Source organism: Acinetobacter sp. 1125_18A (assembly GCF_052824985.1).
This window is the reverse complement of the sequence record NZ_VTDG01000003.1, coordinates 444,743-470,702: the sequence shown is the minus strand read 5'-3', so window position 1 is coordinate 470,702 and position 25,960 is coordinate 444,743. Positions and strand designations below refer to the sequence as shown.

23 protein-coding genes are annotated in these 25,960 nt (G+C 37.4%); 11 read left to right on the top strand and 12 right to left on the bottom strand.

Going from position 1 to position 25,960, the window contains the following annotated elements:
• Positions 1 to 236 precede the first annotated feature (236 nt).
• From ychF to FY049_RS07805, 8 genes are all read right to left on the bottom strand, one after another.
• A complete protein-coding gene (gene ychF, locus FY049_RS07840) occupies positions 237 to 1,328 on the bottom strand; it encodes a redox-regulated ATPase YchF (RefSeq protein ID WP_446083465.1) in 1,092 nt (363 codons plus the stop codon).
• Between the two features lie 350 nt (positions 1,329 to 1,678).
• Positions 1,679 to 2,338, bottom strand: a complete 660-nt coding sequence (locus FY049_RS07835; RefSeq protein WP_004720927.1) for a methionine ABC transporter permease — start codon at positions 2,336 to 2,338, stop codon at positions 1,679 to 1,681.
• The gene (locus FY049_RS07830; RefSeq protein ID WP_446083464.1) at positions 2,319 to 3,389 is read right to left on the bottom strand and encodes a methionine ABC transporter ATP-binding protein; all 1,071 of its coding nucleotides are present in this window, start codon (positions 3,387 to 3,389) and stop codon (positions 2,319 to 2,321) included. Before FY049_RS07830 ends, FY049_RS07835 begins: the two co-directional genes overlap by 20 nt.
• A gap of 11 nt (positions 3,390 to 3,400) precedes the next feature.
• Positions 3,401 to 4,237, bottom strand: coding sequence for a MetQ/NlpA family ABC transporter substrate-binding protein (locus FY049_RS07825; RefSeq protein WP_446083463.1), 837 nt, complete (start codon positions 4,235 to 4,237; stop codon positions 3,401 to 3,403).
• Between the two features lie 10 nt (positions 4,238 to 4,247).
• Complete coding sequence (locus tag FY049_RS07820) at positions 4,248 to 5,129, bottom strand: MetQ/NlpA family ABC transporter substrate-binding protein (protein ID WP_056510770.1); 882 nt, start codon at positions 5,127 to 5,129, stop codon at positions 4,248 to 4,250.
• A 55-nt stretch (positions 5,130 to 5,184) separates the two neighbouring features.
• On the bottom strand, positions 5,185 to 6,618 hold the full coding sequence (locus FY049_RS07815; protein WP_056510774.1) for an LLM class flavin-dependent oxidoreductase: 1,434 nt from the start codon (positions 6,616 to 6,618) through the stop codon (positions 5,185 to 5,187).
• Positions 6,618 to 7,850, bottom strand: a complete 1,233-nt coding sequence (locus FY049_RS07810; RefSeq protein ID WP_105712789.1) for an SfnB family sulfur acquisition oxidoreductase — start codon at positions 7,848 to 7,850, stop codon at positions 6,618 to 6,620. Before FY049_RS07810 ends, FY049_RS07815 begins: the two co-directional genes overlap by 1 nt.
• A 36-nt stretch (positions 7,851 to 7,886) precedes the next feature.
• On the bottom strand, positions 7,887 to 9,092 hold the full coding sequence (locus FY049_RS07805) for an SfnB family sulfur acquisition oxidoreductase (RefSeq protein ID WP_446083462.1): 1,206 nt from the start codon (positions 9,090 to 9,092) through the stop codon (positions 7,887 to 7,889).
• Positions 9,093 to 9,488: 396 nt separating this feature from the next.
• Here FY049_RS07805 and FY049_RS07800 point away from each other — a divergent pair, with 396 nt between their 5' ends.
• From FY049_RS07800 to FY049_RS07775, 6 genes are all read left to right on the top strand, one after another.
• On the top strand, positions 9,489 to 10,253 hold the full coding sequence (locus FY049_RS07800) for a glutathione S-transferase family protein (RefSeq protein WP_004821170.1): 765 nt from the start codon (positions 9,489 to 9,491) through the stop codon (positions 10,251 to 10,253).
• Between the two features lie 71 nt (positions 10,254 to 10,324).
• The gene (locus FY049_RS07795; protein ID WP_004720910.1) at positions 10,325 to 10,699 is read left to right on the top strand and encodes a hypothetical protein; all 375 of its coding nucleotides are present in this window, start codon (positions 10,325 to 10,327) and stop codon (positions 10,697 to 10,699) included.
• Positions 10,700 to 11,018: 319 nt separating this feature from the next.
• A complete protein-coding gene (locus FY049_RS07790; protein ID WP_004720907.1) occupies positions 11,019 to 11,288 on the top strand; it encodes a hypothetical protein in 270 nt (89 codons plus the stop codon).
• A 384-nt stretch (positions 11,289 to 11,672) separates the two neighbouring features.
• On the top strand, positions 11,673 to 14,312 hold the full coding sequence (locus FY049_RS07785; protein WP_004720906.1) for a bifunctional aconitate hydratase 2/2-methylisocitrate dehydratase: 2,640 nt from the start codon (positions 11,673 to 11,675) through the stop codon (positions 14,310 to 14,312).
• A gap of 87 nt (positions 14,313 to 14,399) precedes the next feature.
• The gene (locus FY049_RS07780) at positions 14,400 to 15,098 is read left to right on the top strand and encodes a hypothetical protein (RefSeq protein WP_446083461.1); all 699 of its coding nucleotides are present in this window, start codon (positions 14,400 to 14,402) and stop codon (positions 15,096 to 15,098) included.
• 319 nt (positions 15,099 to 15,417) lie between these two features.
• Positions 15,418 to 15,750 (top strand): helix-turn-helix domain-containing protein, encoded by a 333-nt coding sequence (locus tag FY049_RS07775; RefSeq protein ID WP_004720899.1) that lies wholly within the window; start codon positions 15,418 to 15,420, stop codon positions 15,748 to 15,750.
• Between the two features lie 353 nt (positions 15,751 to 16,103).
• Here the strand turns inward: FY049_RS07775 and mqo are convergent, their stop codons facing one another.
• The gene (gene mqo, locus FY049_RS07770; protein ID WP_004720897.1) at positions 16,104 to 17,750 is read right to left on the bottom strand and encodes a malate dehydrogenase (quinone); all 1,647 of its coding nucleotides are present in this window, start codon (positions 17,748 to 17,750) and stop codon (positions 16,104 to 16,106) included.
• Positions 17,751 to 18,070: 320 nt separating this feature from the next.
• The gene (locus tag FY049_RS07765; RefSeq protein ID WP_004720894.1) at positions 18,071 to 18,556 is read right to left on the bottom strand and encodes an Lrp/AsnC family transcriptional regulator; all 486 of its coding nucleotides are present in this window, start codon (positions 18,554 to 18,556) and stop codon (positions 18,071 to 18,073) included.
• A 481-nt stretch (positions 18,557 to 19,037) separates the two neighbouring features.
• On the opposite strand from FY049_RS07765, the gene FY049_RS07760 reads away from it, so the two are divergent.
• The 4 genes from FY049_RS07760 (at position 19,038) to FY049_RS07745 (ending at position 23,624) form a co-directional block, all read left to right on the top strand.
• The gene (locus FY049_RS07760; RefSeq protein WP_151801695.1) at positions 19,038 to 20,021 is read left to right on the top strand and encodes an ion transporter; all 984 of its coding nucleotides are present in this window, start codon (positions 19,038 to 19,040) and stop codon (positions 20,019 to 20,021) included.
• 8 nt (positions 20,022 to 20,029) lie between these two features.
• Positions 20,030 to 20,629 carry a hypothetical protein gene (locus FY049_RS07755; RefSeq protein ID WP_262780000.1) on the top strand — a complete coding sequence of 200 codons (600 nt, stop codon included), beginning with the start codon at positions 20,030 to 20,032 and terminating at the stop codon, positions 20,627 to 20,629.
• 302 nt (positions 20,630 to 20,931) lie between these two features.
• Positions 20,932 to 22,152, top strand: coding sequence for a sodium/glutamate symporter (gene gltS, locus FY049_RS07750; RefSeq protein ID WP_105712785.1), 1,221 nt, complete (start codon positions 20,932 to 20,934; stop codon positions 22,150 to 22,152).
• A 458-nt stretch (positions 22,153 to 22,610) separates the two neighbouring features.
• Positions 22,611 to 23,624, top strand: coding sequence for a sensor domain-containing diguanylate cyclase (locus tag FY049_RS07745; protein WP_056510791.1), 1,014 nt, complete (start codon positions 22,611 to 22,613; stop codon positions 23,622 to 23,624).
• 206 nt (positions 23,625 to 23,830) lie between these two features.
• On the opposite strand, the gene FY049_RS07740 is transcribed toward FY049_RS07745, so the two are convergent.
• Both FY049_RS07740 and FY049_RS07735 read right to left on the bottom strand, forming a co-directional pair.
• A complete protein-coding gene (locus FY049_RS07740) occupies positions 23,831 to 24,289 on the bottom strand; it encodes a DUF441 domain-containing protein (RefSeq protein WP_056510794.1) in 459 nt (152 codons plus the stop codon).
• A gap of 108 nt (positions 24,290 to 24,397) precedes the next feature.
• Positions 24,398 to 24,856 carry an RrF2 family transcriptional regulator gene (locus FY049_RS07735; protein WP_004720880.1) on the bottom strand — a complete coding sequence of 153 codons (459 nt, stop codon included), beginning with the start codon at positions 24,854 to 24,856 and terminating at the stop codon, positions 24,398 to 24,400.
• A 102-nt stretch (positions 24,857 to 24,958) separates the two neighbouring features.
• Between FY049_RS07735 and FY049_RS07730 the strand changes: the two genes are divergently transcribed.
• Complete coding sequence (locus tag FY049_RS07730; protein ID WP_056510798.1) at positions 24,959 to 25,867, top strand: NAD(P)/FAD-dependent oxidoreductase; 909 nt, start codon at positions 24,959 to 24,961, stop codon at positions 25,865 to 25,867.
• Positions 25,868 to 25,960: the final 93 nt, after the last annotated feature.

Genomic DNA, 25,960 nt, shown 5'->3' with positions numbered 1-25,960 from the left:
TATAAAAACCTGAATACGTGTTTCATTAAAAAGCAGAGTTAAAATTAGATCGATAAGGAGAATGGTGAAAGTGATCCGCAAATCAATCAAAAGATCGTTGAATCTACATTTAGAAAACAAGTTTTAAATATTCGTCAGACATTTATAAACCAAACTAGAACCAGCGAAAGATTCTATGATGAAAAAAAACAGGTTGAAGAAGTCTTCAACCTGTCTCATCAAAGCATGAGATCTGCTTATACGTTAAAACGGAAGTGCAAGACATCACCATCTTGAACGATGTAAGTTTTACCTTCTAAACGCCATTTTCCTGCTTCCTTAGCGCCGTTTTCACCGTTGTATTGGATGAAATCGTCATAAGCGATACATTCTGCACGAATAAAGCCTTTCTCAAAGTCAGTGTGGATTACACCCGCAGCTTGAGGTGCAGTTGCACCCACTTTTACAGTCCAAGCACGCACTTCTTGAACACCTGCTGTAAAGTAAGTTTGTAAGCCAAGTAAGCTATAACCTGCACGAATCACCACATTTAGACCTGGTTCTTCCATGCCTAATGCTTCAAGGAATTCAGCACGATCTTCATCATCCAACAATGAAATTTCAGCTTCGATTTGGTTGCAAAGCGGAACAACGATTGCATTTTCCTCAGCAGCTAACTTTTTCACAGCTTCAAGGTGTGGGTTGTTTTCAAAACCATCTTCTGCAACGTTTGCGATATACATGGTCGGTTTTAATGTCATTAAACCAAAACCACGCACAAGTTTACGTTCATCATCATCTAAATCAGCTGCACGAGCTGGCTTGCCTTCATCAAGTAAAGGTAGAATTTTTTCTAAAACTGCTTTTGTTGCAAGGGCTTCTTTATCACCGCTTTTTGCAGATTTTGCCAAACGTGTAACGGCTTTAGTTACAGTTTCCAAGTCAGCAAGTGCAAGTTCAGTATTAATCGTTGCAATATCATCTAATGGATCAATTTTACCATTTACATGAATTACGTTTTCATCTTCAAAACAACGTACAACGTGTGCAATTGCATCAGTTTCACGGATGTTTGCAAGGAATTGGTTACCCAAACCTTCGCCTTTAGATGCACCCGCAACTAAACCTGCAATATCCACAAACTCCATCGTAGTTGGAATAACACGTTGTGGTTTAACAATGGCTGTTAATTTGTCTAAACGTGGATCAGGTACAGGTACGACGCCTGTATTTGGTTCAATGGTACAGAATGGGAAGTTTTCCGCAGCAATAGCAGCTTTAGTCAATGCATTGAAAAGTGTAGATTTACCAACGTTCGGCAAGCCGACAATACCGCAATTAAAACCCATGAAATAACTCACAAAGTGTTATATAAAAATTGCGGATGATTTTACATGAAAGCCATGACAAAGTCAGGTCTGCGACCTATAAGTTTTAAAATCAGATCATCTCAAATATATCAAGTGCTACATATTTGCCTGAGATCAGCACTTTTATTGAACAAAATGAGCATTCTAGGGGAGTGACAATAGTTTTAGTATGATTTTTATAAGTGGGTCAAATTGAGCAAAGTTACTGTCCTGCATCCAACAACGACATCCATGTCGCCCTACAGATGGATAAGCCTTGTATCATTCAACAAGGCAAAAGCGGAATCTATTTTATTTATATTGATGCAAATGAAGTTAATTGGAAAAACTTAAATCTTCCGCTTATCCAACTGGCTTGCCAAACTGTCACCAAATGCTTGAACGATCATGACCAAAGCCACCAAGACCACAATCACAGCAAACATCATTTGCATATCAAAGCGTTGGTAACCATAACGGTAGGCAATATCACCTAAGCCACCAGCACCAATTGCACCTGCAATTGCAGAGGAGTTAATCATGGTGACAATTGTGACTGTAAAACCTGCCACAATGCCGGGTAACGCTTCAGGTAAAAGTACATGCCAAACGATTTGCTTACGGTTACAGCCCATCGCTTGTGCAGCTTCAATTAGACCTTGATCAACTTCACGTAAGCTAACTTCTGCAATACGGGCAAAGAAAGGTGTCGCTGCTAAAGTTAATGGAACAACAGCTGCCCAGACTCCGTAACTGGTTCCGACAATCCATCGGGTTAAAGGAATCAGCGCCACCATTAAAATCAAAAAGGGAACAGATCGGGTAATGTTGATCACCGTGCCTAATGCATGATTAATCTTTTTAGATGGATAAATCCCTTGTTCAGATGTATTGACCAAAATCACTGCCAAAGGTAAGCCAATCAAAAAGGCAACAATGGCAGATACGCCAACCATCAGTAAGGTATCTATGGTTCCTGTCAGCAATAAATCAATGAGTTGGTCTTGCATAGCCAAGTACCTCTATTTGCGCAATTTGATGTTTTAACCTTTCTTGTAAATTATGCAGGTCTAAATGGGTTTGTTCAGTACCGACAATCAGCGTTCCAATCAAATGGTTTTGGATATTGTCGATATGACTTTGATATAAATGTACCGATTTTTCAAAAACCTGAAAAAGTTCCACTAAATCAGGTGAGTTTTTCGGATCGGTTTCATAACGTAGTTTTAAAATGCTATGGGTTGAGTCTTGTTGCAACACTGTATGCACTGGAAAGGGCAAATCGAGTTGTTCTAAGTTTAACAATTCTTGTGTGATTTTCTGCTGAGGCTGTGAAAACACGGACCAGACTTGTCCTGACTCTACGATTTCACCATGTTCAATTACCACCACTTGATCGCAAATTTCACGAATCACTTGCATCTCATGGGTAATTAAAACAATGGTAATCCCCAATTCTCGATTGATTTTTTTCAGCAAGGATAACACCACTGAGGTACTTTCAGGATCAAGTGCAGACGTTGCTTCATCACACAATAATATTTCTGGATGATGCACCAGCGCACGAGCAATACCAACACGTTGCTTTTGACCACCAGACAGCTGTGAAGGGTAGTTATGCGCTTTATTTCCCAATCCGACCAGATCTAAAACATCGTTGACACGTGTTTCAATTTCAGCTTTATCAACATGGGCAATTTTTAAAGGCAATGCCACATTGTCCCAAACTGTTTTGGCAGACATTAAATTAAAATGCTGAAAAATCATCCCAATTCTTTGACGTGTTTGAATCAACTCAGCATGACTGAGTTCAGCCAAATTCTGTTGATGAATATGAATACTGCCTTCAGAAATACCTTCTAAACCATTTAATGTTCGGATTAAGGAAGATTTACCTGCACCACTTTTACCGATGATGCCGAAAATCTTGCCGTGAGGGATATCTAAGTTGATATTTTTTAATGCATGGATCTGTTGATCTTGCCCATCATAGTATTTATTCAAATCACGAATTTTGATATGAGGGACTGAAAAATCAACATGCGAACCGAAACTCACCATTTCTATTCTCCTTATTTCCAGCCTGCAAACCACATATCTTTGCCGAAATCTTTATCTAAAATATCTCGAACTTGCTGTGAGTTTTGGAAAGCTTGAATAAATTTCTCTAACTTTTGATTTTTGTCTTGATAATCGGTACGTGTCACAAAAAGAATGGCGTACTTTTTATCAACGGGATCTAAAAACAGGGCACTATGCGGATCGGCTTTTTTTGCCATATTTAAGTAATGCGGAAAACCAAAAATTAGATCTGCATCATCATAAGCTAAAGCTGTTTGTGGACCTTCAACTTCTATAAACTTCAACTGTTTTGGGTTTGAAACAATATCTTGAAGTGTGGAAAGTTCATTGTTGATGTCTTTGATTTGAATTAGCCCTGCACGGTGTAGCAGGATCAAAGCACGCGCAGAGTTAACGGGGTCACTCGGGATGACAACACGAGCATTTTGAGGTAAGGCGGCTAAGGATTTATATTGTTTTGAATATAAACCGACATGGCTGCCGCTACCTATACCAAAAGCATGCAAATCGTAATTGGTTTGCTTAATGGCATTCTTTAAAAATACACTTTGTTGGAAAAAGTTAGCGTCAATGTCACGGTTTTGTACCGCAACATTGGGTGCTTGCCAATCTGAAAATTCGACCAGTTTGACATGGATACCATCTTTCTCTACCTCTTTGGCAACCGTTTGTAGTAATTCGGCATAAGGTGGGCTAATGCCAATCGTGAGTACATTATCCTTTTGTTGATTTTGTACATAACGATAGGCAAAAAGTCCTAATAATACGATGACAACAGCAAGACCAATCAGCAGGTTATTGTTTTTGAGTTTGGAAACTTGGGACATGAGTTATTCCTTATTTCCAACCTGGGAACCATAAATTTTCACCAATATCATCATTTAAAGCCTGTTTGACCTTGTCTGAAGTTTGGTAAATTTTTACAAACTCTTTTAACTGTTTGGCTTTTTCTGGGTGCTTTTGCTCATAGTCATCTTTTACAACAAACAAGATGGCATAACGTGTATTGGTATTATCATCGAGTAATAATGCTTTGTTTGGATCAATGGTTTTTGCAAGACGTAAATAAAGTGGGTAGCTAAATACTAAATCAGCATCATCTACAGCACGCGCAGTTTGAGGTCCTTCAACTTCAATAAATTTAAAGTTTTTAGGATTTGAGCTAATGTCTTGTAAGTTTGATAAATGGTTATTCGGATCTTTCAAGGTGATGAGTTTAGCCTGTTGTAAAAGTAACAGTGCACGACCTTGGTTGACTGGGTCATTTGGAATTACTACACGTGCATTTTCTGGTACCGCCGCTAAAGAATCATATTTTTTAGAATATAAGCCCACATGAGTTGCAACACCTGTGGCAATCGGTTTCAGTTTAAAATCAGTTTCTTTTAACGCATTGCTTAAAAATGGTTGGTGTTGGAAATAGTTTGCATCAATATCACCATGATTTAGTGTGATATTCGGTGTGTTCCAATCTGAAAATTCCACCAGTTTAATATGAATCCCTTGTTTCTTGGCTTCCTCTGCTGCAACTTGTAAAGGCTTGGCAAAGGGTGGGCTAATACCAATGGTGATTTCTTCTGAACTGGCTTTTTTATGTTGGTTCCAATAAAAAAGTCCTGCAATCACGGCAATAATGATCACGCCAAGCAAAATAAATTTATTCGTGGAGCCTGATTTTTTGGATGGATTACCATTTGCAGGTGAGTTTATTTGAGTCATGTGACACCCCTTAAAGTGAAATTATTCAATTCATCATGTTTGCTGATTAGGTTATTTAGGCAGTTTGCTTTTGCCGATCTGCCGTTTCGATGCTGTTGTTATGATTTGAGTTTTGACATCGAAAATCAGCAGCAGGGTGTTGTTGGGTTAAATGATCACCCTGTTTAAAGATTTTGTTGCGTAAAGAACCACTTTCATATTTGGTTTTAAATCTGCCACGTTGTTGCAGTTCAGGAATAACAAAATGAATAAAGTCATGATGTGATTCAGGCGCAACAGTACGCGTTAGGTTAAAGCCATCAATACCTGTTTCATCAATCAACTGAATTAATTTTTCAGCAATTGTTTCACCACTTCCAACAATCAGTGGATAACGACCACCGAGTTGATGCTGTGCTTTAAGATCGTTAGGCGTGATCTGGTTTTCCTTAAATTTATTATTGACTGAAGCAATACTATTGGTTTGTTGATATGGGATGGCCTCATCATCAGCATATTTGGATAGGTCGATACCGACTGAACTTGAGAAATGTGCTAAACCTGCTTCTGGACTTGCATAGCGAGCATATTCAGCTAATTTCTCTTGAGCTAATTCATCTGTTTCTGCTGTAACCACTGTGATTCCCACAAAGATTTTAATATCTTCTGGATTACGGTCTTGCTGTACAGCCAATTCTCGAATCTTATCCACTTGTTGTTTGATTTTTGCAGGTTGGTCCCCGCCAATAAAGACACATTCTGCATGACGTGTGGAGAATGCTAAACCGCGTGGTGAAGCGCCAGCTTGAAAGAGCACAGGGGTACGCTGTGGTGAAGGTGAGACTTGGAAAACACCTTGGCTTTGATAAAAGCGCCCTTGATGGTTAATTTGATGAACTTTTTTCGGGTCAGTAAAAATACGCTTTTGCTTATCTTTTTGTACTGCATCATTTTCCCAAGAACCTTCCCAAAACTTATAGCAAAGCTCTAAAAATTCTTCAGCTTGTTCATAACGTAAGTCATGATCTTTTAGACCTTTTTGTCCAATCAAGCGTTCAGCACTGTCCAAATACCCCGTCACAATATTCCAGCCAATCCGACCTTGTGTCAGATGATCTAAACTCGCAAAGCGCCGTGCGAATTGGTACGGTGTTTCATAACTTAAGTTTACGGTCACGCCAAAACCTAGATTTTGGGTTACCGCTGCCATTGCTGAAATCAGGGTAGATGGGTCATGACTCGGCAGTTGAATGGACTCTTTTAAGGTTAAATCTATACCATTCTGGTAGACATCATAAACACCGGTAATGTCTGCGATAAACAACCCATCAAATAAACCTTGCTCCAAGGTCTTAGCGAGATCAGTCCAGTAATTGAGCTCATTAAAACGATGAGATTCATCACGTGGGTGGGTCCATAAGCCGTGATTGATATGACCGACACTGTTCATATCAAAAGCATTGAGTAAGATTTGTTTTTTTTGTGTTGCATGTTGAGATGTATTTGTCATTACAATGTCCCTCTGCGTGGTGGAAGGATGTTGTTTAATACATAGTTTCCAATAAAATAATATTTCCAGCGTGATGCATCATGCAGTGTATGTACCCGTACATTGCGCCAATGTCGATCTAAACCATCGGCACGTTGGCTACCACGACTTCCAGCCAACTCAATCAATTTTGAAGACGCTTTTAATGCTGTTTCTGTACTGTGTGCACGGACTTTAGCTACATCTAGTGAGGCTTTGGCAATATTTTCAACTGTAGGTTGTGGTTTTGCTGCATCAATAGATTGAGCAGCTTGTTTTAATAAAACCTCACTTGCTCTTACATCCGCAGCAACACGACCTAATTCATAAATAGTCAGTGGATCTTGGTCTGCACGTTCTACATTGGCATCAATCCATGCGCGTGCTTTTTTAACCCGTTCTATTGTTTCTTCAAAAGCTGCACGTGCAATGCCTGTTTCAATCGCAGCATGCATAATTTGTGCAAATGGCCCAACGAGGGTGGGTTCAGAAAATGCGGTGTCAAAACGAATGACATATTCAGATTCCACAAAAACTTGATTGAATTTAACGGTGCCACTGCCTGTGGTTTTTTGTCCAAAGCCTGACCAATCATTGATACGTTGTAAGCCTTGTGCATCGGCAGAAATAAAAGCTAAATATTCACGTTCTTCAGCATCACGGACTAATGTCGGAATGCGATGGGCAAATAGACTGCCCGTGCAATAGAACTTTTCCCCATTGACCACATAACCATGTTCAGTTTGACTAATTTGGGTATGCTTTTGTGCAGCAGTCTTGGTCTTAAATTCAGCGAGGGCATTGCCAAAACGTGCGCCTTGAAGTACTTCGCTATAGAGTTTTTCCTTTTGCTGCTCTGTACCCGTATTACGTAATACTTCCAATGCATAAAAATGGTTTTGTGGGATTTGACCAATAGAGCCATCTACGCCACTGAATAATGCAATTATTTTAGCAACAGTGTGACTAGATACTTCTGCACCACCATATTGCCGCGGTACTGTGATCGCCCATAACCCGGATTGACTAAAAGCTTCAACCTCATCAAATGGTAAAATTCTTTCAGCATCACGGAGTACCGCATTTTGTTTAAATTGCTGACTCAACTGTTGCGCGATTTCTAAAGCTTCTTGATCATTTTGAATAATATGTGCTTGCGCAAAGGGATGATTGTGTACATCCAATGTTTTATTGATATCTTGATAAGTTGTCATATATATTTCCCTGATGAGTAACAAAGTCGTTTAACTTTAAATCCACGCATGGCGCTGATTTTGCGTACCATTTAAGTAATAGTTTCCAATGGCATGAAGTTTCCAACGCACAGGGTCATGTAAGGTATGTACACGAGCATTACGCCAGTGTTGATCGAGATTATGAGTTTCTAGGCTTGAACGACTACCGCCCAATTCAAGTAATTTTTCAGAAATAAGGAGTGCTGCATCATTGGCATACACTTTTGCCTCAGCAACGATAATGGAGGCTTTACTGGCTTGTTCAGGACTGACGATGTCTTGTGAATCTAACTGATCTAAATATTCTGCGGCTTCATCCAGCAATAAAATCGATGCATCGAGTAAGATATTGAGCTTACCGACTTCTTGTAGGGTATACGCTTCAAAACTGGCTTTAGCCACATTGGCATCAATGATTGGGCGTGCTTTATGGATTGCAGATAAAGTATCTGCAAAGGCAGCTTCTGCAATGCCCACATCAATCGCAACCTGAATCAGTTGTGAGTACGCCCCACGATATTTTGACGCATCGGCAAGTGGTTTTTCATCCATAATAAGATCTGGATGAACCACAACTTTTTTTAAACGCACTGTGCCACTTGCCGTTGTACGTTGTCCAAAGCCATCCCAATCATCAACAATTTCAACACCGTCAGCTTTTGGATCAATAATCGTTAAAACAATATGACCATCTGGATGAATTGCACGTATCGCCAACCAATCGGCAAAATATGAACCCGTTGAATAAAACTTCTCACCATTTAAAAGGTATTGACCATTGATCTGTTCTAAACGTGTTTCAATAGTGCGGGTATCTTTGGTATTGCGTTCTGGGCCACCATTAGAAAGACGTTTACCATTTAAAATTTCAGTATAAATAAACTGTTTTTGCTGTTCATTGGCAATATGCTCAATGGCATTTAACAAGCCAAATTGATTTTGAGGAATCTGTCCAACACTGGCATCTGCCTTGGATAAAATACGGAAAACATGCGCAAGGGTTTTATTTGAAACTTGAGCCCCACCATATTTTTTGGCAATACGAATTCCACCTAATCCTTTGAGGCTTAATTCTTGAATGACATCAACAGGTAAAATTCGTTGTTGATCACGTATATTTCGTTCTACCAAAGCAAAATCAGCAACTTGGTAAGCTGCATTTATTGCTTGTTGATCGTTTTGGATCACAAAGGCTGAGGTAGAAGAATTCAAACTAGACATATTGGCACCTTTCAATAGATACCAAAACGCTAAGCAATATTGTGGTAAAAATTAAACGAACTATTGTGCTTAACTTATCTAAAAATATTGTTAGGATAAAAATCGCAAAGTTTTTTAATATTGAATATAAGTTAAAATATTGAAATTTATTATTTATTTTGAGTTTAGCAGGTCTGACTCTTAGTCAGAGTTAGCTTTGTTATTCCTATCACGAATAAAGAATAAAGAAACTGATATAACCATAGAATAAGCATTGGGTCATATGACGAGCGATTGAAGTAAAAAGTACATTGTAATTCAGGTGATGAATGTCTAAAGTACACAAGATTACTCAGGATTAATCTTAACTTTTAGATTTATCTAAGCTTTTAATTAAAAAAATAATTTGGAGACTACATGCGTACGTTGTACCAATTCCCACTCTCGCATTACTGTGAAAAAGCCCGCTGGTTGCTTGATCATAAAGAATTGGATTTTGTTGCGCAGAATTTAATCCCAGGTGTCCATCGTGCATTTGCACAACTTAAAACAGGGCAAAACAAGTTGCCTATTTTAAAAGATGGAGAACGTTTTATTGCGGGGTCGACTCAAATCGCATTGTATCTAGATGATGTTTATCCTGAACATCGACTGCTTCGTACAGATCACACGCTTCGTGAAAAAACCTTAGAAATTGATCTGATTGCCAATGAGTTAGGTATTCATGTACGTCGTTGGGGATTGGCACATGCTTTAGCAGAAGGCGATGAACCGCTAGAAATTATGATTGGTGAAAAAGGCTATTTACGTCAATTTGAAAAAATTTCAAAGCCTATTCTAAAAACCATGGTTTCAAAAAGTTATCAATTAGATAAAGAGAAAGTCGAAGAATCTAAATACAATTTAGAGCTGACTATCGACAGTTTAAATAAGATTTTGATTGATAACGGTTGCCGTTATTTTGTTGGCGATCGCCTTGGTTTGGCAGATATCTCGGTATGTTCAATCCTTGCACCGTTATTAGAATTACCTGCGACACCGTGGGAAAAGGAATATGCAGAAAATATTTCTCAAGAATTTACCGAATTTAGCCAACATTTGTTAGAACTGCCTTTAGGGCAATACGTGAAAAGAATTTACGCCACTGAGCGCAATGCACGTGTAGATTGGCGAGGAATGTAAGATTTCAAAGCAAGAAACTCTCCAATTTACTGAAAAATTAAGTATCATAGTGTGGAATTGGAGATTTTTTAATGCAGAAGTTCGTAATTTTAGGTGCGATAAGCACTGTTTTATTGATGGCGGGTTGTACTGAGAAAAAGCCTGCAACTCCTGAAGAAATTTGGAAAGGTTACTGTACCAGTATTGGTAATGCTGCACGTTCTATTACTTTAGATCGTCAAAATGGGATTACCAAGAAAGAAGCAATTGAATATGCAAATAAAGTCACTGATCCAACAACTAAGGGCTTTGTACTTGAGTATTTAGAGAAAGTCTATGCATTATCAGATGCAGAGCTAAAAGCGGATAAAGATGCAGTTCAAGCAAAGTTTAAGAACGAAGCATTTGAACAATGTCTAAATACCCCCCATGATCCGACAAAAATGCCAGATTATAAACCGTTCTAAGGAGCGGTTTTTTTATGGCTTAAAGCACAACAAGCAGGATATATACCTGATCAGCAGACAATGAAAGAATACGATTTGTGTACATTAGAAATGCGAATCGTGAATGGTCAAGACATGCATACTTTTGAGTCCTGATTCTTTTAAACCATTTAAGTGTATTTTTGAATAAAGATTACGATGACGTGGTTTTTTTATGTTGAGTTATCGAGAATATATAAGTAATCGACAAGCCTCGTCACAAAAAATGATTAGCATAAAAATTGAAAAGCATATATACAATATAGAAATAGAAAACAAAAAGTAGCATAGGAGTGAGACAATGGAAGTAGTTGCTTATTTACATAATGCAGATTTGCTCTTAGAAGATGACAATGGTGTCGCTGTGATTAGCGGCAGTCATTATGTGCTGAGTTTAGGTGATCAAGTTTTTTTCCAAGAAGTCATTGATGAACGAGCGAAGTTATACCAAGTAAAAATTTCATTTGCGTGTACTGAACATTCAATGTTTCATGAAGATGAAGTGCAAATGAAATTTGAAGGTTGTCGTACGGAATTCCAAAAGTATGTAGACAGTACGACAGTCCACTAAGGTGGAATGTACTTTGTTCTAAAAAAAAGGCAACATATGTTGCTTTTTTTATGGCTGAAACAGTCTAAAGGCAAGGTAAACATAACTTCAATCTTATTAAAGAGAAGTTCATGTTTTACAAAGATAATATTTTTAGAGCTTTTTCAAATTAATTTGAGAAATAATTTACATAAACGTCTGATGAAAGCGTACTGTGTAGATCTGTAGTTAAATGAAGCGAAAAGTGATGAGTATTTATTTATAAAATAATGGTCATCACGAATTAATACGCTCATTGCATTAACTTTTGGCTTGATTTTTAGTAAAATTTGACAGTCCATATTGCCTGTGAAGCTTTAATAAGCAGGAATTCACAGGTAAATTTTTAAAAAGAGGAATTACACCGTGCTAGAAGCTTACCGCCAACACGTTGCAGAACGTGCCGCACTCGGAGTCCCACCGAAGCCACTTGACGATGCTCAAACTGCTGACTTGGTTGAATTACTAAAAAATCCACCAGCGGGTGAAGAAGCATTTTTAGTAGATTTGCTTGAAAACCGTGTTCCAGCAGGTGTTGACCAAGCTGCATATGTAAAAGCTGCTTTCTTGACTGCTGTTGCTAAAGGTGAAGCGACTTCTCCATTGGTTTCTAAAGAGCGTGCGGTTTACTTACTAGGTACTATGCTTGGTGGTTATAACGTAGCACCTTTGGTTGAATTGCTTGATGATGCTGCACTTTCAAGCTTAGCTGCTGAAGCATTGAAAAAAACGCTTCTTGTATTTGATGCGTTCCATGACGTTGCTGAAAAAGCCAAAGCGGGTAATGCAAATGCACAAGCCGTTATGCAATCTTGGGCTGATGCTGAATGGTTTACTAGCCGTAAAGACGTTCCAGAAGAAATCAAACTTACTGTTTTCAAAGTAACTGGCGAAACAAATACTGATGATTTGTCTCCTGCACAAGATGCTTGGAGCCGTCCAGATATCCCATTGCATGCAAACGCAATGCTTAAAAACGTACGTGATGGTATCAACCCAGAAGTTCCTGGTGAAGTTGGTCCATTAAACCAAATCAAAGAACTCATCGCAAAAGGCAACCAAGTTGCTTATGTTGGTGACGTTGTTGGTACGGGTTCTTCTCGTAAATCTGCGACTAACTCAGTGCTTTGGTTCTTTGGTGATGACATTGCTCACATCCCGAACAAAAAAGACGGTGGTTACTGCTTAGGTTCTAAAATCGCTCCAATTTTCTTCAACACAATGGAAGATGCTGGTGCGTTACCTGTAGAAATTGATGTTGCTAACATGAACATGGGCGATGAAATCGTTCTTAAAATTGATCATGCTGCTGCAAAAGTCACTGCATTTAAAGCAGGCGAGCAAATCGCTGAATCTGAGTTGAAAACGCCTGTTCTTCTTGACGAAGTTCGTGCGGGTGGTCGTATCAACTTAATCGTTGGTCGTGGTTTGACAACTAAAGCGCGTGAAGCTTTAGGTCTTCCAGCATCTACTTTATTCCGTGTTCCAGTTCAACCTGAAAACACTGGTAAAGGCTTTACTCAAGCTCAGAAAATGGTTGGTCGTGCTTGTGGTCTTCCAGAAGGTCAAGGCGTTCGTCCAGGTACTTACTGTGAACCGAAAATGACGACTGTTGGTTCGCAAGATACGACTGGTCCGATGACTCGTGATGAATTGAAAGACTTAGCTTGCTTAGGTTTCTCTGCTGATCTTGTGATGCAATCTTTCTGTCACACAGCTGCATATCCAAAACCAGTTGACGTTCAAATGCAACATACGCTTCCTGATTTCATCATGAACCGTGGTGGTGTTTCATTACGTCCAGGTGACGGTATTATTCACTCTTGGTTAAACCGTATGCTTCTTCCAGATACAGTTGGTACTGGTGGTGACTCACATACACGTTTCCCAATCGGTATTTCATTCCCAGCGGGTTCTGGTCTTGTCGCGTTTGCTGCTGCAACTGGTGTTATGCCGTTGGATATGCCTGAGTCGGTACTTGTTAAGTTCAAAGGTAAAATGCAGCCTGGTATCACGCTACGTGACCTTGTACATGCAATTCCTTACTACGCGATTCAAGCGGGTGACTTAACTGTAGAGAAAAAAGGTAAGAAAAACATTTTCTCTGGTCGTATCTTAGAAATCGACTTAACAGAAATGGAAACAGACTTAACTGTAGAGCAAGCATTCGAACTTTCTGATGCTTCTGCTGAACGTTCTGCTGCTGGTTGTTCAATCACACTTTCTGAAACGAAAGTTGCTGAATACTTGAACTCTAACATCACAATGTTGAAGTGGATGATTTCTCAAGGTTATGGCGATGCACGTACTATGGCTCGCCGTGTTGAGAACATGGAAAAATGGTTAGCGAATCCATCACTTCTTCAAGCTGATGCTGATGCTGAATACACTAAAGTGTATGAAATTGATCTTGCTGACATTAAAGAACCCGTTCTTTGCTGCCCGAACGATCCAGATGACGCTAAACTTCTTTCTGATGTTCAAGGCGTTAAGATTGACGAAGTGTTCGTTGGTTCTTGTATGACGAACATTGGTCACTTCCGTGCTGCTGGTAAATTACTTGATAAAGTACCAGGTGGTTCATTGTCTACTCGTTTATGGTTGGCTCCACCAACACGTATGGACGAACATCAATTGATGGAAGAAGGTTTCTATAACATTTATGGTAAAGCTGGCGCGCGTACTGAAATGCCAGGTTGTTCATTATGTATGGGTAACCAAGCACGTGTAGCTCCGAACACAACTTGTGTATCGACTTCTACGCGTAACTTCCCGAACCGTTTAGGTCAAGGCGCAAATGTATACTTAGCTTCTGCTGAGCTTGCATCTGTTGCTGCGGTACTTGGTAAATTGCCTTCTCCAGAAGAGTATCAACAATATGCTGCTCAAATCGACAGCATGTCTGCTGACATCTATCAATACTTGAACTTCGACAAGATGGGCGAGTATACAGATGCTGCTAAAGACATTGATACTAAGAAAATTGCTGCTGCTCAATTGAGCTAATTTATTGAAAAATAGATTAAATTGAGTTAAAACTAAGGGCTGATTAATCAGCCCTTAGTTTTTAGATATAGTGTGTACAGAATTGAAATGATGCAAAAATTAATAACAGTTTTAAAGGATTTATCAGAAGAGTTTAATCTCGAAGATTATGACTGGGGAATTCCAAGCAGTTGTCCAATAGAAATTCCAGAACTAAATGGCTCTAATTTTGAAAAAAATAGATACCTAAAAGAAAATTTAAAAGATTTTTTATTAAAACAGCACTCTCTAGATTGTTATTATTGGATTATCCAACAGTGGGGTGGCATCGGTTCTTTTAAACAAAATGACGTTAATGATGCCAGAATCAAAAAATTTATAATTGAAATGGGGCAAGATAAATTAACTAAAAATTCATTTGATTGTATTTCTTCATTTTCTAAAGTTGCTTCATTTATTAATCCTGATAATCATGCAATTTATGATTCAAGAGTGATTTATGCATTAAATTGGTTGATTTTTAATTATGCACCTGAAATGGAGTTGTTTTATCAACCTTTAGGGAGAAGCTCTGAGTTAGCTAAATATGACATGCAAACTATTTTTCGATTAAGTAAGAAAAAATATGTGTACAGAAGCAATAAAAGTGCTTATCAAGAATATTGTAAATTAATGAAAGAGTTATCAGTTGAGGTTTACGGGAAAGGCAGTAAGCCATATTTAATGGAGATGCTTCTTTTTGTAATCGCACCAATTAAAATTGTTGGAGATATTGAGGCTAAAGTTTCTGTTGCTATAAATTATTAGATATTAATAAAATAAAAGGTATCGATGAGTATTTTTCTTTAAATGTGGAATACTCATATTCTTAATATGTTATTGATAAAAATAAAAATCTGTTAAATATACATTTTTAGAATATCAGTCATCATATTTTTAAAATCTAAAATAACGACATAATGATTGATGCTCGATGGATCAAAATCAGTGTTCACAGAATCAAACAATGTATTTGTTAGTGGAGTGATATCAAAATTATCGATAAGACAAGGGGAGCCTGAATTAAAATACTCAATATAATAATTAACTTTTTTTTGCATATTCTGAGTATTTAAAACTAGATAGAATGAATATCGGTCATGCAATACGTTATTTGAGAAAACGGAAGGGCTGGACTCAGCAGCAATTAGCCGATTTTTCCAATACTTCAAAAAGTAATATTTCCAATCTTGAGAATGGCAATCAAGGGTACAGTCCTGCAATACTCCAGTACCTTGCTGAAGCATTTAATTGCACTGTAGCGCAATTGTTTTTATTGGCAGAAAGCTTAGATGATGATGAAAACATTGCTGAGAATTGGGATCAGATGCCCATAGATGCACTATTTATACAACTCCCAAAAGATATTCAAGATAATTTAAAACAGCTTATACATAGCTTGATTAAAAATAAGTCCTAATTCTATATCTCATATTTATTAATCTTCTACGATTGATCTTCAGCTTCTATAGTTATTTCATTATACATAATGATTTTAAACAATTTAATCTAACTTGATATAATTGAAATCAACCCGTATGTATCTTTGAAATTTAACACTTTTATTTTCTAACTGTGTTTTAAAATAATAATACTCATTTAACTTATAGATAAAATGATCAGACAATAAAAAGCCCCTTATTCAGGGGCTAGTCGTATAGATCACTCTATACTTATATAAGGCTCATCTCATACTGATCGTATTAAAACACAAAATGAGATATTCAGCCATAAAAAAGATGAGCCGTAGCTCATCTTTTTTACACAAGAAAATTAATGTGCATTTGCTACAGCAGGTGCAGCAGCGGCTGTCGCATCATTTGCAGCTTTACGAGTAGGTGTGTAATTTAAACCTAAAGTCGAGCTGGTATATGTACGCACTTGATCAAGCAGAGCAGGGTTGGTATTTAAATCCTGTTGATAAGACTTCACAATCTCATGCAATTTTGGATTCCATTTACCTTTCACTTGCTCAGGGAACGCTTTTTCCATCAAGCTCAACATAATGTATGGAGAGGTTGATGCACCTGGTGAAGCACCAAGAAGGCCAGTGATTGAACCATCTTTAGAGGTGAAGATCTCTGTACCGAATTGAAGTGTTGCAGGTTTACCCGGTGCTTTTTTGATGATTTGAACACGTTGGCCAGCTTGGCTTAAAGTCCAGTCTTCAATTTTTGCATCTGGATAATACTTTTTCAATTCATTGAACTGATCTTGCTTAGACATCGCCACTTGGCTGACTAAATATTTCACCAAGTCCAGATTTTCCATTCCAATGGTTGCCATCGGAATCACATTGTTTTTGTTGGTCGCATCAATCAAATCAAACTGAGAACCATTTTTTAGGAACTTGTTTGAATAGGTTGCGAATGGACCAAACAATACATACTTTTTACCATCAACATAACGAGTATCAATGTGTGGTACAGACATTGGAGGTGCACCTAATTCAGGCTTACCATAGACTTTTGCAGTATGTTGTGATGTAACAGCCGGATTGTCTGTCATCAAGAAAATACCACCGATCGGGAAGCCAGCATATTGCTTAGTTTCTTCCAGACCTGTCATTTGCAATAATCTAATCGCAGCACCACCCGCACCAATAAACACATGACGAGTTTTAACATGGCTGGTTGTGTTGGTTTTTAGATTTTTAAACGATACAGTCCAAGTTTTGTCTGCATTTTGACTAATACCTGTTACTTCAGATGAAGTTTCAAGTTTGAATTTAGGCTGTTTTTTCAAATGATCAATTAATTGGGTCGTAATTGAACCATAATTTACATCAGAACCTACGTCCATACGTGTTGCAGCCACTTTTTGGTTTGCATCACGGCCTTGCATAACTAAAGGCGCCCATTGCTTAATTTCAGCAGGATTTTCAGTATATTTTAATCCTTCGAACATTGGGCTTTGGCTCATCGCTTCATAACGTTTTTTCATGTAGTTCACGCTATCGCCCCAAACAAAGGCAATATGTGGTACAGGATTAATAAAGCTGTTTGGTTGACCCAACACGCCATTTTTGACCTGATAAGCCCAGAATTGTTTACTTACTTCAAATTGTGAAGCAGTATCAATGGCTTTTTTAATATCAACTTTACCGTCTTTTTCAGGGGTATAGTTCATTTCCATAAAGCCAGAGTGTCCCGTTCCTGCGTTGTTGAATCCCGCAGAACTTTCTTGACCTACCTGATCCAAACGTTCATACATATTGATGGTCCAGTCTGGTTCAACTTCATTGAGGTAAGTCCCCAAGGTTGCACTCATAATACCGCCACCAACAAGTACCACATCTACAACTGGTTCATCTGCTGTTGTGTTGACTTTTTTAGAAGCAATTGGTCTGAATAAAAAGATCAATCCAATAACAAAAATAACCCCGATGACAATCAGTAGGTATTTAAAAAATCTCTTCATATATTTCCTGTTTCATCAAGTTTTAATAATATTGTAATGTAGAAAAGTTACATAAATGTTAGTTTGTGTAATGATTTTTTTCGTAAATGATTTAAATATATGAAATAATTTGTTTTTAAATTTGTAAAGATGTGTACAAAAAACAACCAGATTAAAATTTGATTAGTATATTTGTGTAATAAATATTCAAAAAAGTCTTAGACTAAAGTACTATTTTTTGTAGGTGTTAAGCTTTTTGTAGCTTTAAGCTGGCTAAAAAATATGCTGAAAAGAAGAGTTTTCCTGCTTCAATGTGAAAACTCTTCTCAAGATTTTTTTGCTTATTCAATCATCATGAGGTCTGATTTATTTTCAAGCTTTAAAGGACGTAAAGCAAAAATAGAACGAGTATGGCGAATACCTTTCATTGAATATAAATTTTTACGTAAAAAGCGCTCATAATGTTCAGCATTTTTCACCGCAACTTTGACCAAATAATCATAATCGCCTGTTACCAAGTGCGCTTCTACAACTTCAGGCATTTGACTGAGTGCATCACTAAATTGTTCTAAAATTTCGTCATCATGACGTTCTAAGGTGATCTCAATAAAAAATAGTTCATTAATCCCGATGGCTTTGGCATTTATGGTTGCAGTATAGCCTTCAATGACATTTAAAGATTCTAGACGTTTAACACGTGTCCAACATGGCGAAGAGGAAAGTCCAACCAGTTCAGAGAGCTGAGCGACCGTTAAACGACCATCTTTTCGAAGTGCCGATAAAATTTTGCGATCAATCCTATCTAAAGTGTACTGACTTTCATTCATGAGCTTTACCACAGAAAATATTTTCGAGAATAATGGAATATATGAAAAATCATTCCGAAAATACTGGAGATTTATATTAAATACGGGAAACATTCTATTCAGTAGAACGCTAGAATAAACTTATCAAATCAAAGACATTTGGGAGACTGGCTTTGATTTAGCGGATAGTATCTTTAGAGGAAAGGGTGCCTTTAACGATACTGTCCGCGACCTTATTCTACGCTTTAAAAAAATTATAAAAATAGTTTCAAAACGATAAAATTCAACCGCGCCTTCACAAATTGCATATGATTCAATAAGACATTGTAATCTTATTTATTGTATAATAAAAAATTATGCAATGAATAAGATATATTTATACTTTGAGTTCGATTCTTTAACAGTCAAAATAATCAACAAAATTGTAAACTCAAGCAGCTGAAGATGTGCAATTAAATCGATAAGTATTAAGATGATTTATCTTTAAAATAAAGAATAATGCATGCGATTCACAGCTTGGTACACACTCCGAAAATTTGTATATGACAATTTGCATAATGAAGATTATGAAACGTGGTTTAGTCGTGCGATCAATTTTTCTTTGATTTTTCTAATCATTGGTAATGTTGTCGCGGTACTTTTAGAATCAATCAATGATGTTTATAAAGCCTACCAGCTTTACTTTGACGCTTTTGAGGATTTTTCAATCATTGTCTTTACAGTTGAATATATTTTACGTTTTTGGAGTGTTGCAGAAAAAGAACCGTTTGATTCTGAATGGAAAGTACGTTGGAAATATGTGACCAGTGGTGCTGCGATTATCGATTTACTGGCGATCTTACCTGCATATATCAACTTCTTTGTACATATTGATTTGAGATTTTTGCGGATTCTGCGCTTACTGCGTTTATTAAAACTTACCCGATATTTTATTTCATTACAGATTCTACTGCGCGTTATAGAACGTGAAAAGGGTTCATTTCAAGCCGTGATTTTTATTTTGGTGATTATGATCGTGATGGCGGCAGCAGGCATTTATGTTGTCGAAGGTCGTGCACAACCCGATGTCTTTAGCTCAATCCCTGCATCTATGTGGTGGGCGGTGGTGACATTAACCACTGTGGGTTATGGTGATGTAACGCCAATTACTCCACTTGGACGCTTCCTTGGTGCTTTGATTACCATACTTGGTGTTGGATTGGCTGCTTTACCCGCTGGTATCTTGGCAAATGGTTTAGCCAATGAATTGGAATTAAGAAAGCAACAACTGGAGTTAAAGTTTCGAGATTTGTTAGAAAGCTGTGAAATTGACATTATTCATGATGAAGACAAGATTGATGATATTCGTAGAGATGTTGGCTTATCTGCTGAGCAGACACGAGATATTGTTTTACAACTGATTCGTGAACGTAAAGAACAGGAATTGGAAAGAGAAAAAAACAAGTATTGTTTCTGTCCAAATTGTGGGTATAAGTTACCTGAGTGAGTATTTGGATGAATAAATTTAATCTTTCTGAACAACAGAAAGCTAAATTCGTGAGTATTTTTTCTGAAAGTTTTGGGCTAGATATTTTACAAAACCGATTGCAATCATTTTTTGAGGAAATTTTTCAAAATCATCCATATTTAAAACTTCCACAAATGGATATCGTGTCTACAGCTTCTTTAAAATATCAAGTGTATTATCAAGAACCTGATGCCGATCCTGAAACATTAACTATTGGTATAGGGCATTGGAATATCTATATCTGGAGAACTTTGGATGGAAACTGGTGTCTAGATGATTTGTATGAAGAACCAATCGGAATCGTGGCAGAGATTTTAACTTTGTGTCCGTTGTTTTCAATGATTCCAAAAAATGTGAAAAATCTCAAAGAACTATTGGAAATAGGAATGATTTTAGAACAGCATTTATTTCAATTACCGAAATTTTCGGAAATTCAACCTGATGACTGTCGTGAAGTATTGTCATGGGATGGACGTTATTTATTAACAGGTAATAAAGTCGAAAATTTGAAGTTGTACAGTTATAGGGAGTGGGATGAATTGATTCAGCGTGAAAATTTTTTTAATAATGAATTGACTCTAAAATGAAGATGAGTAATTGCCATTTATCATGATATAAGTAGTGAATTATTTAGACTCAGCAGTCATCATCTGCATAGCTGTATCCATCCTTACATTGGCCGAGACGAATCAATCCTCGCTTTATTTGCGCTAAGTGCTTCACAATAACAACGATAAATTCAATCTATATAATGATGAAAATTCTTCTAAATATTTTGACCAACGAATAGCCGAATAAGAGTTTTAAATTTATTTTTTACATATTTTTTAATGAATTATTGAGTAAATTTAAGTATTAATAACGCCATAAAAGTTTTGAATGGTTAACAATGAACATTAATGTTGATATTTTTGGCACGATTGCAATTGCTGTAGCCGTTCTTTTTATTGGTTATTTTCTTGTAAATAAGATCAGTATATTAAAGCAATATAATATTCCTGAACCTGTAGTAGGTGGATTAATTGCTGCTGCTGTGACTTTTGTGCTTTTTAAGCAATTTAATATGACGGTAAATTTTAATGCTGATATTCAACAAAGTTTTATGTTGATGTTTTTTACTTCTGTTGGACTGAGTGCGAGTCTGATTAAGTTAAAAGAAGGGGGAAAGTCACTGATCCTTTTTATGGTCTGCGTAGTGATTTATGTGCTACTGCAAAATGCTGTTGGGATAAGTTTGGCAACCGCACTCGATTTAAATCCTTTGATTGGCTTGATTGCAGGATCTGTTACTTTAACTGGTGGGCATGGTACAGCTGGAGCATGGGGCAGTATTTTTGAAGAAAATTATGGTATCAAAGGTGCGATTGTCTTAGGAATGGCGAGTGCGACATTTGGTCTGGTCATTGGTGGAATGATGGGTGGTCCAGTTGCAAAGTTTCTGATTCGTCGTTATCAATTGGCTGAAGAAATAGCGCCATCAGCAGCGCGTATGCAAGCTCCTCCATCTGCTGAAACAGCACCATTTGAATATCCAGAAAAAACCCGTTTGATTACCGCCGATGATGCGGTTAAAACCATAGGAATGTTTGCACTGTGTATCGTCTTTGCTAATTTCATGACGGGTGTTGCCAAAGGACAATGGTTTGAGTTACCGACCTTTGTATGGGCATTGGGTTGTGGGGTATTTTTACGTAATACACTGGAATATGTATTTAAAATTGAACTGTTTGACCGTTGTATTGATGTGTTTGGTAATGCCTCATTGGCTTTATTTTTAGCTATCGCCTTGATGTCTTTGCAATTGTGGTTACTTGCTGATTTAGCAGGTCCATTGGTGATCATTCTGATCGTTCAGACGGTTTTCCTTGCTTTATATCTATTTTTTGTCACTTTTCGAGTTATGGGTAAAAATTATGATGCAGCAGTATTGTGTGCAGGTCAGTGTGGGGTAAATTTAGGTGCAACACCGACTGCTATTGCCAATATTCAAGCGGTAACCAATACTTATGGACCATCACATAAAGCGTTTTTAATTATTCCTCTAACCGGCGCATTTTTTGTTGATATTGTGAATGCCGTTGTTATTCAAACCATTACAAAGTTCTTTTAAATGTTCTGTTAGAAAAAGCGATGTGATGACTTAAGCATTTGGGAAACAGCCACAAAAAGTGGCTGTTTTTTTGTATTTAAATCAGTTTGATCATTACTCTTTTGAATCTCACACTGTTTTATACAATTCATATGGCTGCAATAAATCGTGATTTAGACTAAGGTTTTCTGTTGGTGACTTTAAACATTCAAAAACACTTAGATGAGGAATTGAATATTTGAGCGAGATCAACGCTTAAAGGATGTAACGGATTGAAGTTTTACTCAAAAATTTAATGAACACAGTAATATACTTTAAATATGAATCATCATAATATGTATACCACAAACTCTGTATTTGATATATTTTACGTGTTCAAGCTTTGAAATTAAGTCAGCGCTAGGCACTTGCATTTATTTCATCAGTGTAGCGTTTGAGCTTATATACTTAAATTGGATCACACTCGTCTAGGATGATGTATGTCTAAAACGAAACAACCAACCTCAAAACAATTACTGTCAGTGATTCAGACGCAGACAGCAATTGCAAAATTGGGCTTGGATATCAATGCTGTCATGACCTTAGTGGCAGAGCAAGTTCAATTGATTACCCATGCAAAAGGTGCAATTGTAGAGCTCGCTGAAGAAGGTGATATGGTTTATCGTGCCGTTTCGAATGGTGCAAATCAATTTCTAGGCCTACGTTTGAAGATGGATTCTAGCCTTTCAGGGCTTTGTATCGCGCAGAATACGACTTTATATTGTAAAGACAGTGAAACTGATGAGCGTGTAGATCGTGAAGCATGTAGACGGGTTGGGCTGCGTTCTATGGCTGTTGTACCACTAATTCATTGTGATGAACCGATTGGTGTATTAAAAATTTATTCAGAACGGGTAAATGCCTTTAAAGAAAGTGATATCAATTTACTTACACTCATGTCTGAACTGATTGCTGCTGCGATGTATCATGCCAGTAAGTTTGGTGCTCAAGAACTCTATAAGCTTGCGACACAGGATCAGTTAACAGGACTTGCTAATCGTGCTTTGTTTCTTGATTGTTTAAGACAAGGTGTTGAACAGGCTAAACGTACACAAAAGCTACTTGGAATCTTGATTATTGATATGGATGGTTTGAAACCAATCAATGATCAATATGGACATCGTTTAGGTGATGAGGCGTTAAAAGAAATTGGTAAACGTATCGTCAATATTACCCGACATGATGATTTGGTTGCACGTTTAGGTGGTGATGAGTTTGCAGTGATATTAAGTAGTCTTGGCGATCAAGAGCTGGCAAAAAAAGTCATGAATCGTATTGTTGAGGCGTGTGGATTACCGTTTGTATTTGAAAACGTCAAATTGACTATGGGTGCAAGTGTAGGTTTGGCTTTATTTCCTGAAGATGGTATTGAACTCAATAAGTTGATTGAGTTTGCAGACCTTAAAATGTATGAACATAAACGTTCTAGAAAAATGATTAATCTAAATACTTGAGATTTAAGATCTTTAATAGGAAATAAATTTTAGTGAAGTTTAGGTTTGTTTAATATTAATTATTTGGAGCATATGCATTGAAAGTATCTGCAAATAAGTATGTACAAGTATTTATCAATTGAATGTAGCTCAAATTTAACCTGACAGCCTCAATAGAATATCGATAACTGTCAGATCAGCTTTAAGTAAGGACATTTTAATATACCTTAAGTTTTTCCAATCAGTAAAGATAGGATTCCTGCAGCAATCAAGGGACCCACGGGAACACCTCTGAGTAATGCAACTCCAGCGACTGTTCCAATCAATAAGCCTGCAACGACATTGGGTTGGCTGGTCATTAAGGAAACGCCACGACCACCTAACCATGCAACCAATAAACCGATCGCAATGGCTGTTAATGATTTCCAATGCATAAATGATTTTAAAATGACATCACCGGGGATTTTGCCGCTGGCAATTGGAGTAAGCACGCCAATGGTTAAAATAATAATGCCGACTTCTAAACCGTGAGTTTGTAATAATGGGAAAAACTCACTTAAAGGTGTGATTCTAAAGACGATCAAAACCCCAGCTGCAATGGTGACCGCAGTATTGTGACTAAAGATACCGCAGGCCAGTAAAACAAGGAGCACAATTAAATTTAGGTCCAGACTAGAAAGACTCATCAATATTCATCATTAAAAATTAATACATCACCCCATTATACTGAAAAGCAGCATGTGAATTTGTCTTGTCAGGCGATGATTCACATTTAAATTCCGCCGAGTGCGGATTTAATGGACAATAAATTTTTCAGTTTCAGCACCCAATAAATTCCACTCATACTCAAAGTCTTGGGCCAGTTTAGACAGATTTGTTGATTTAAGCTGTTGTATTAAAATATTTTGTGCTTCTTGCATGGCTTGGTTTAAAGCCTTGTTCACTACCAATTCAACCAGACAGTTGGGTGTTTCTTGTTCATTGCCAATGGCAAAAATAGTAGGTTCTCCAACAGCCTGATAAATATCAAATAAAGATATTTCCTCTAAAGCTTGTACTAAGGTCCAGCCACCACCGGGGCCTTTGTCTGCATGGACAAAGCCTGCTTTTTTTAAACCAGACATGGTACGACGTACTACGACAGGATTGGTGTCTAACATGATTGAAATTTGTTCAGAGGTGAACGGTTTTTTTTCACGGGCCATATGTAATAGCACATGCAACATTCGAGAAAGCTTACTGTCTTTACGCATAGTTCTTAAGTCAACGCTCTTTTGTTAATTGTAACATTAAAAGTTGCAAATATAAAAATAACTCAATATAGTAACTTTTAAAGTTGCTTATTGGTGTTGGAAATGAACTACGATGTTGTAATTATTGGTGGGAGTTATGCAGGTTTATCAGCAGCATTACCATTGCTTCGTGCTAGAAAAAAAGTGTTAATGATTGATGCAGGCATGCGTCGTAATCGTTTTGCTGAACATTCGCATAATTTCTTAACCCAAGATGGCAATACGCCAGCAGCAATTATTCGTGATGCAAAATTACAGTTGGACAAATATCAAACTTTGTCATGTATTAACGCATCAGTCACCGATGTGAGGGCTGTCGGGCAGCAATATGAGATTCAAATAGACCAAGCCGATGACACGGGTACAACCATTCAAGTCAAAAAAATAATTATTGCTACAGGTGTTAAAGATGATTTACCTGAAATCGATGGTTTAGCAGTACGGTGGGGGAAAAGCATTTTTCATTGTCCATACTGTGATGGCTATGAGTTAAATCTGGGGATGCTTGGAATGTTATGTTCAGGTTTACATTCGATCCATATGGCACTGATGTTGCCCGACTGGGGCAATACCACTTTATTTTTAAATGATGCAATTTCACAAGCTGAATTAGATCCCGTCATACTTGAGCAACTTAAACAAAGAAATGTGAAATTGGATACACGCAAAATTGTCAAAATACACAATCATTGTGATTTAGTTTTTGAAGATGGTGAGCAGGTTCAATTAGATGGATTATTCGTCTCTACTTTTATGCGCATCAACGCTCCTTGGGTTAAAAAACTGGGGATAGTGCTTGATGTAAATGAATATAGTGAAGCCATTCAAACCACAGCCATGAAAGAAACCAATCTTAAAGGGATATATGCTTGTGGCGATATTACCCGTTCAGGTGGGTCAGTTGCTTTCTCAGTCGCAGATGGGGCACTAGCAGGTGTTGCTGTACATAAGTCATTTATCTTTAATACCTGATAAAAGCATCTATTGATTAATCAATAAGGCTAAAAAAAGCCTGAATGTTGTTTGGGTTTCAATTCACGATACTTTAAAATGTATCGTGAATTT

Coding starts and splice junctions, on each gene's coding strand:
- FY049_RS07740 (WP_056510794.1), bottom strand. CDS start 24,289: ATGAGTCTTTCTAGTCTGGACCTAAATTTAATTGTGCTCCTTGTTTTA.
- FY049_RS07820 (WP_056510770.1), bottom strand. CDS start 5,129: ATGACTCAAATAAACTCACCTGCAAATGGTAATCCATCCAAAAAATCA.
- ychF (WP_446083465.1), bottom strand. CDS start 1,328: ATGGGTTTTAATTGCGGTATTGTCGGCTTGCCGAACGTTGGTAAATCT.
- FY049_RS07730 (WP_056510798.1), top strand. CDS start 24,959: ATGAACTACGATGTTGTAATTATTGGTGGGAGTTATGCAGGTTTATCA.
- FY049_RS07800 (WP_004821170.1), top strand. CDS start 9,489: ATGCGTACGTTGTACCAATTCCCACTCTCGCATTACTGTGAAAAAGCC.
- FY049_RS07825 (WP_446083463.1), bottom strand. CDS start 4,237: ATGTCCCAAGTTTCCAAACTCAAAAACAATAACCTGCTGATTGGTCTT.
- FY049_RS07760 (WP_151801695.1), top strand. CDS start 19,038: ATGCGATTCACAGCTTGGTACACACTCCGAAAATTTGTATATGACAAT.
- FY049_RS07835 (WP_004720927.1), bottom strand. CDS start 2,338: ATGCAAGACCAACTCATTGATTTATTGCTGACAGGAACCATAGATACC.
- FY049_RS07830 (WP_446083464.1), bottom strand. CDS start 3,389: ATGGTGAGTTTCGGTTCGCATGTTGATTTTTCAGTCCCTCATATCAAA.
- FY049_RS07810 (WP_105712789.1), bottom strand. CDS start 7,850: ATGACAACTTATCAAGATATCAATAAAACATTGGATGTACACAATCAT.
- FY049_RS07795 (WP_004720910.1), top strand. CDS start 10,325: ATGCAGAAGTTCGTAATTTTAGGTGCGATAAGCACTGTTTTATTGATG.
- mqo (WP_004720897.1), bottom strand. CDS start 17,750: ATGAAGAGATTTTTTAAATACCTACTGATTGTCATCGGGGTTATTTTT.
- FY049_RS07815 (WP_056510774.1), bottom strand. CDS start 6,618: ATGACAAATACATCTCAACATGCAACACAAAAAAAACAAATCTTACTC.
- gltS (WP_105712785.1), top strand. CDS start 20,932: ATGAACATTAATGTTGATATTTTTGGCACGATTGCAATTGCTGTAGCC.
- FY049_RS07780 (WP_446083461.1), top strand. CDS start 14,400: ATGATGCAAAAATTAATAACAGTTTTAAAGGATTTATCAGAAGAGTTT.
- FY049_RS07735 (WP_004720880.1), bottom strand. CDS start 24,856: ATGCGTAAAGACAGTAAGCTTTCTCGAATGTTGCATGTGCTATTACAT.
- FY049_RS07775 (WP_004720899.1), top strand. CDS start 15,418: ATGAATATCGGTCATGCAATACGTTATTTGAGAAAACGGAAGGGCTGG.
- FY049_RS07755 (WP_262780000.1), top strand. CDS start 20,030: ATGAATAAATTTAATCTTTCTGAACAACAGAAAGCTAAATTCGTGAGT.
- FY049_RS07805 (WP_446083462.1), bottom strand. CDS start 9,092: ATGTCTAGTTTGAATTCTTCTACCTCAGCCTTTGTGATCCAAAACGAT.
- FY049_RS07790 (WP_004720907.1), top strand. CDS start 11,019: ATGGAAGTAGTTGCTTATTTACATAATGCAGATTTGCTCTTAGAAGAT.
- FY049_RS07745 (WP_056510791.1), top strand. CDS start 22,611: ATGTCTAAAACGAAACAACCAACCTCAAAACAATTACTGTCAGTGATT.
- FY049_RS07765 (WP_004720894.1), bottom strand. CDS start 18,556: ATGAATGAAAGTCAGTACACTTTAGATAGGATTGATCGCAAAATTTTA.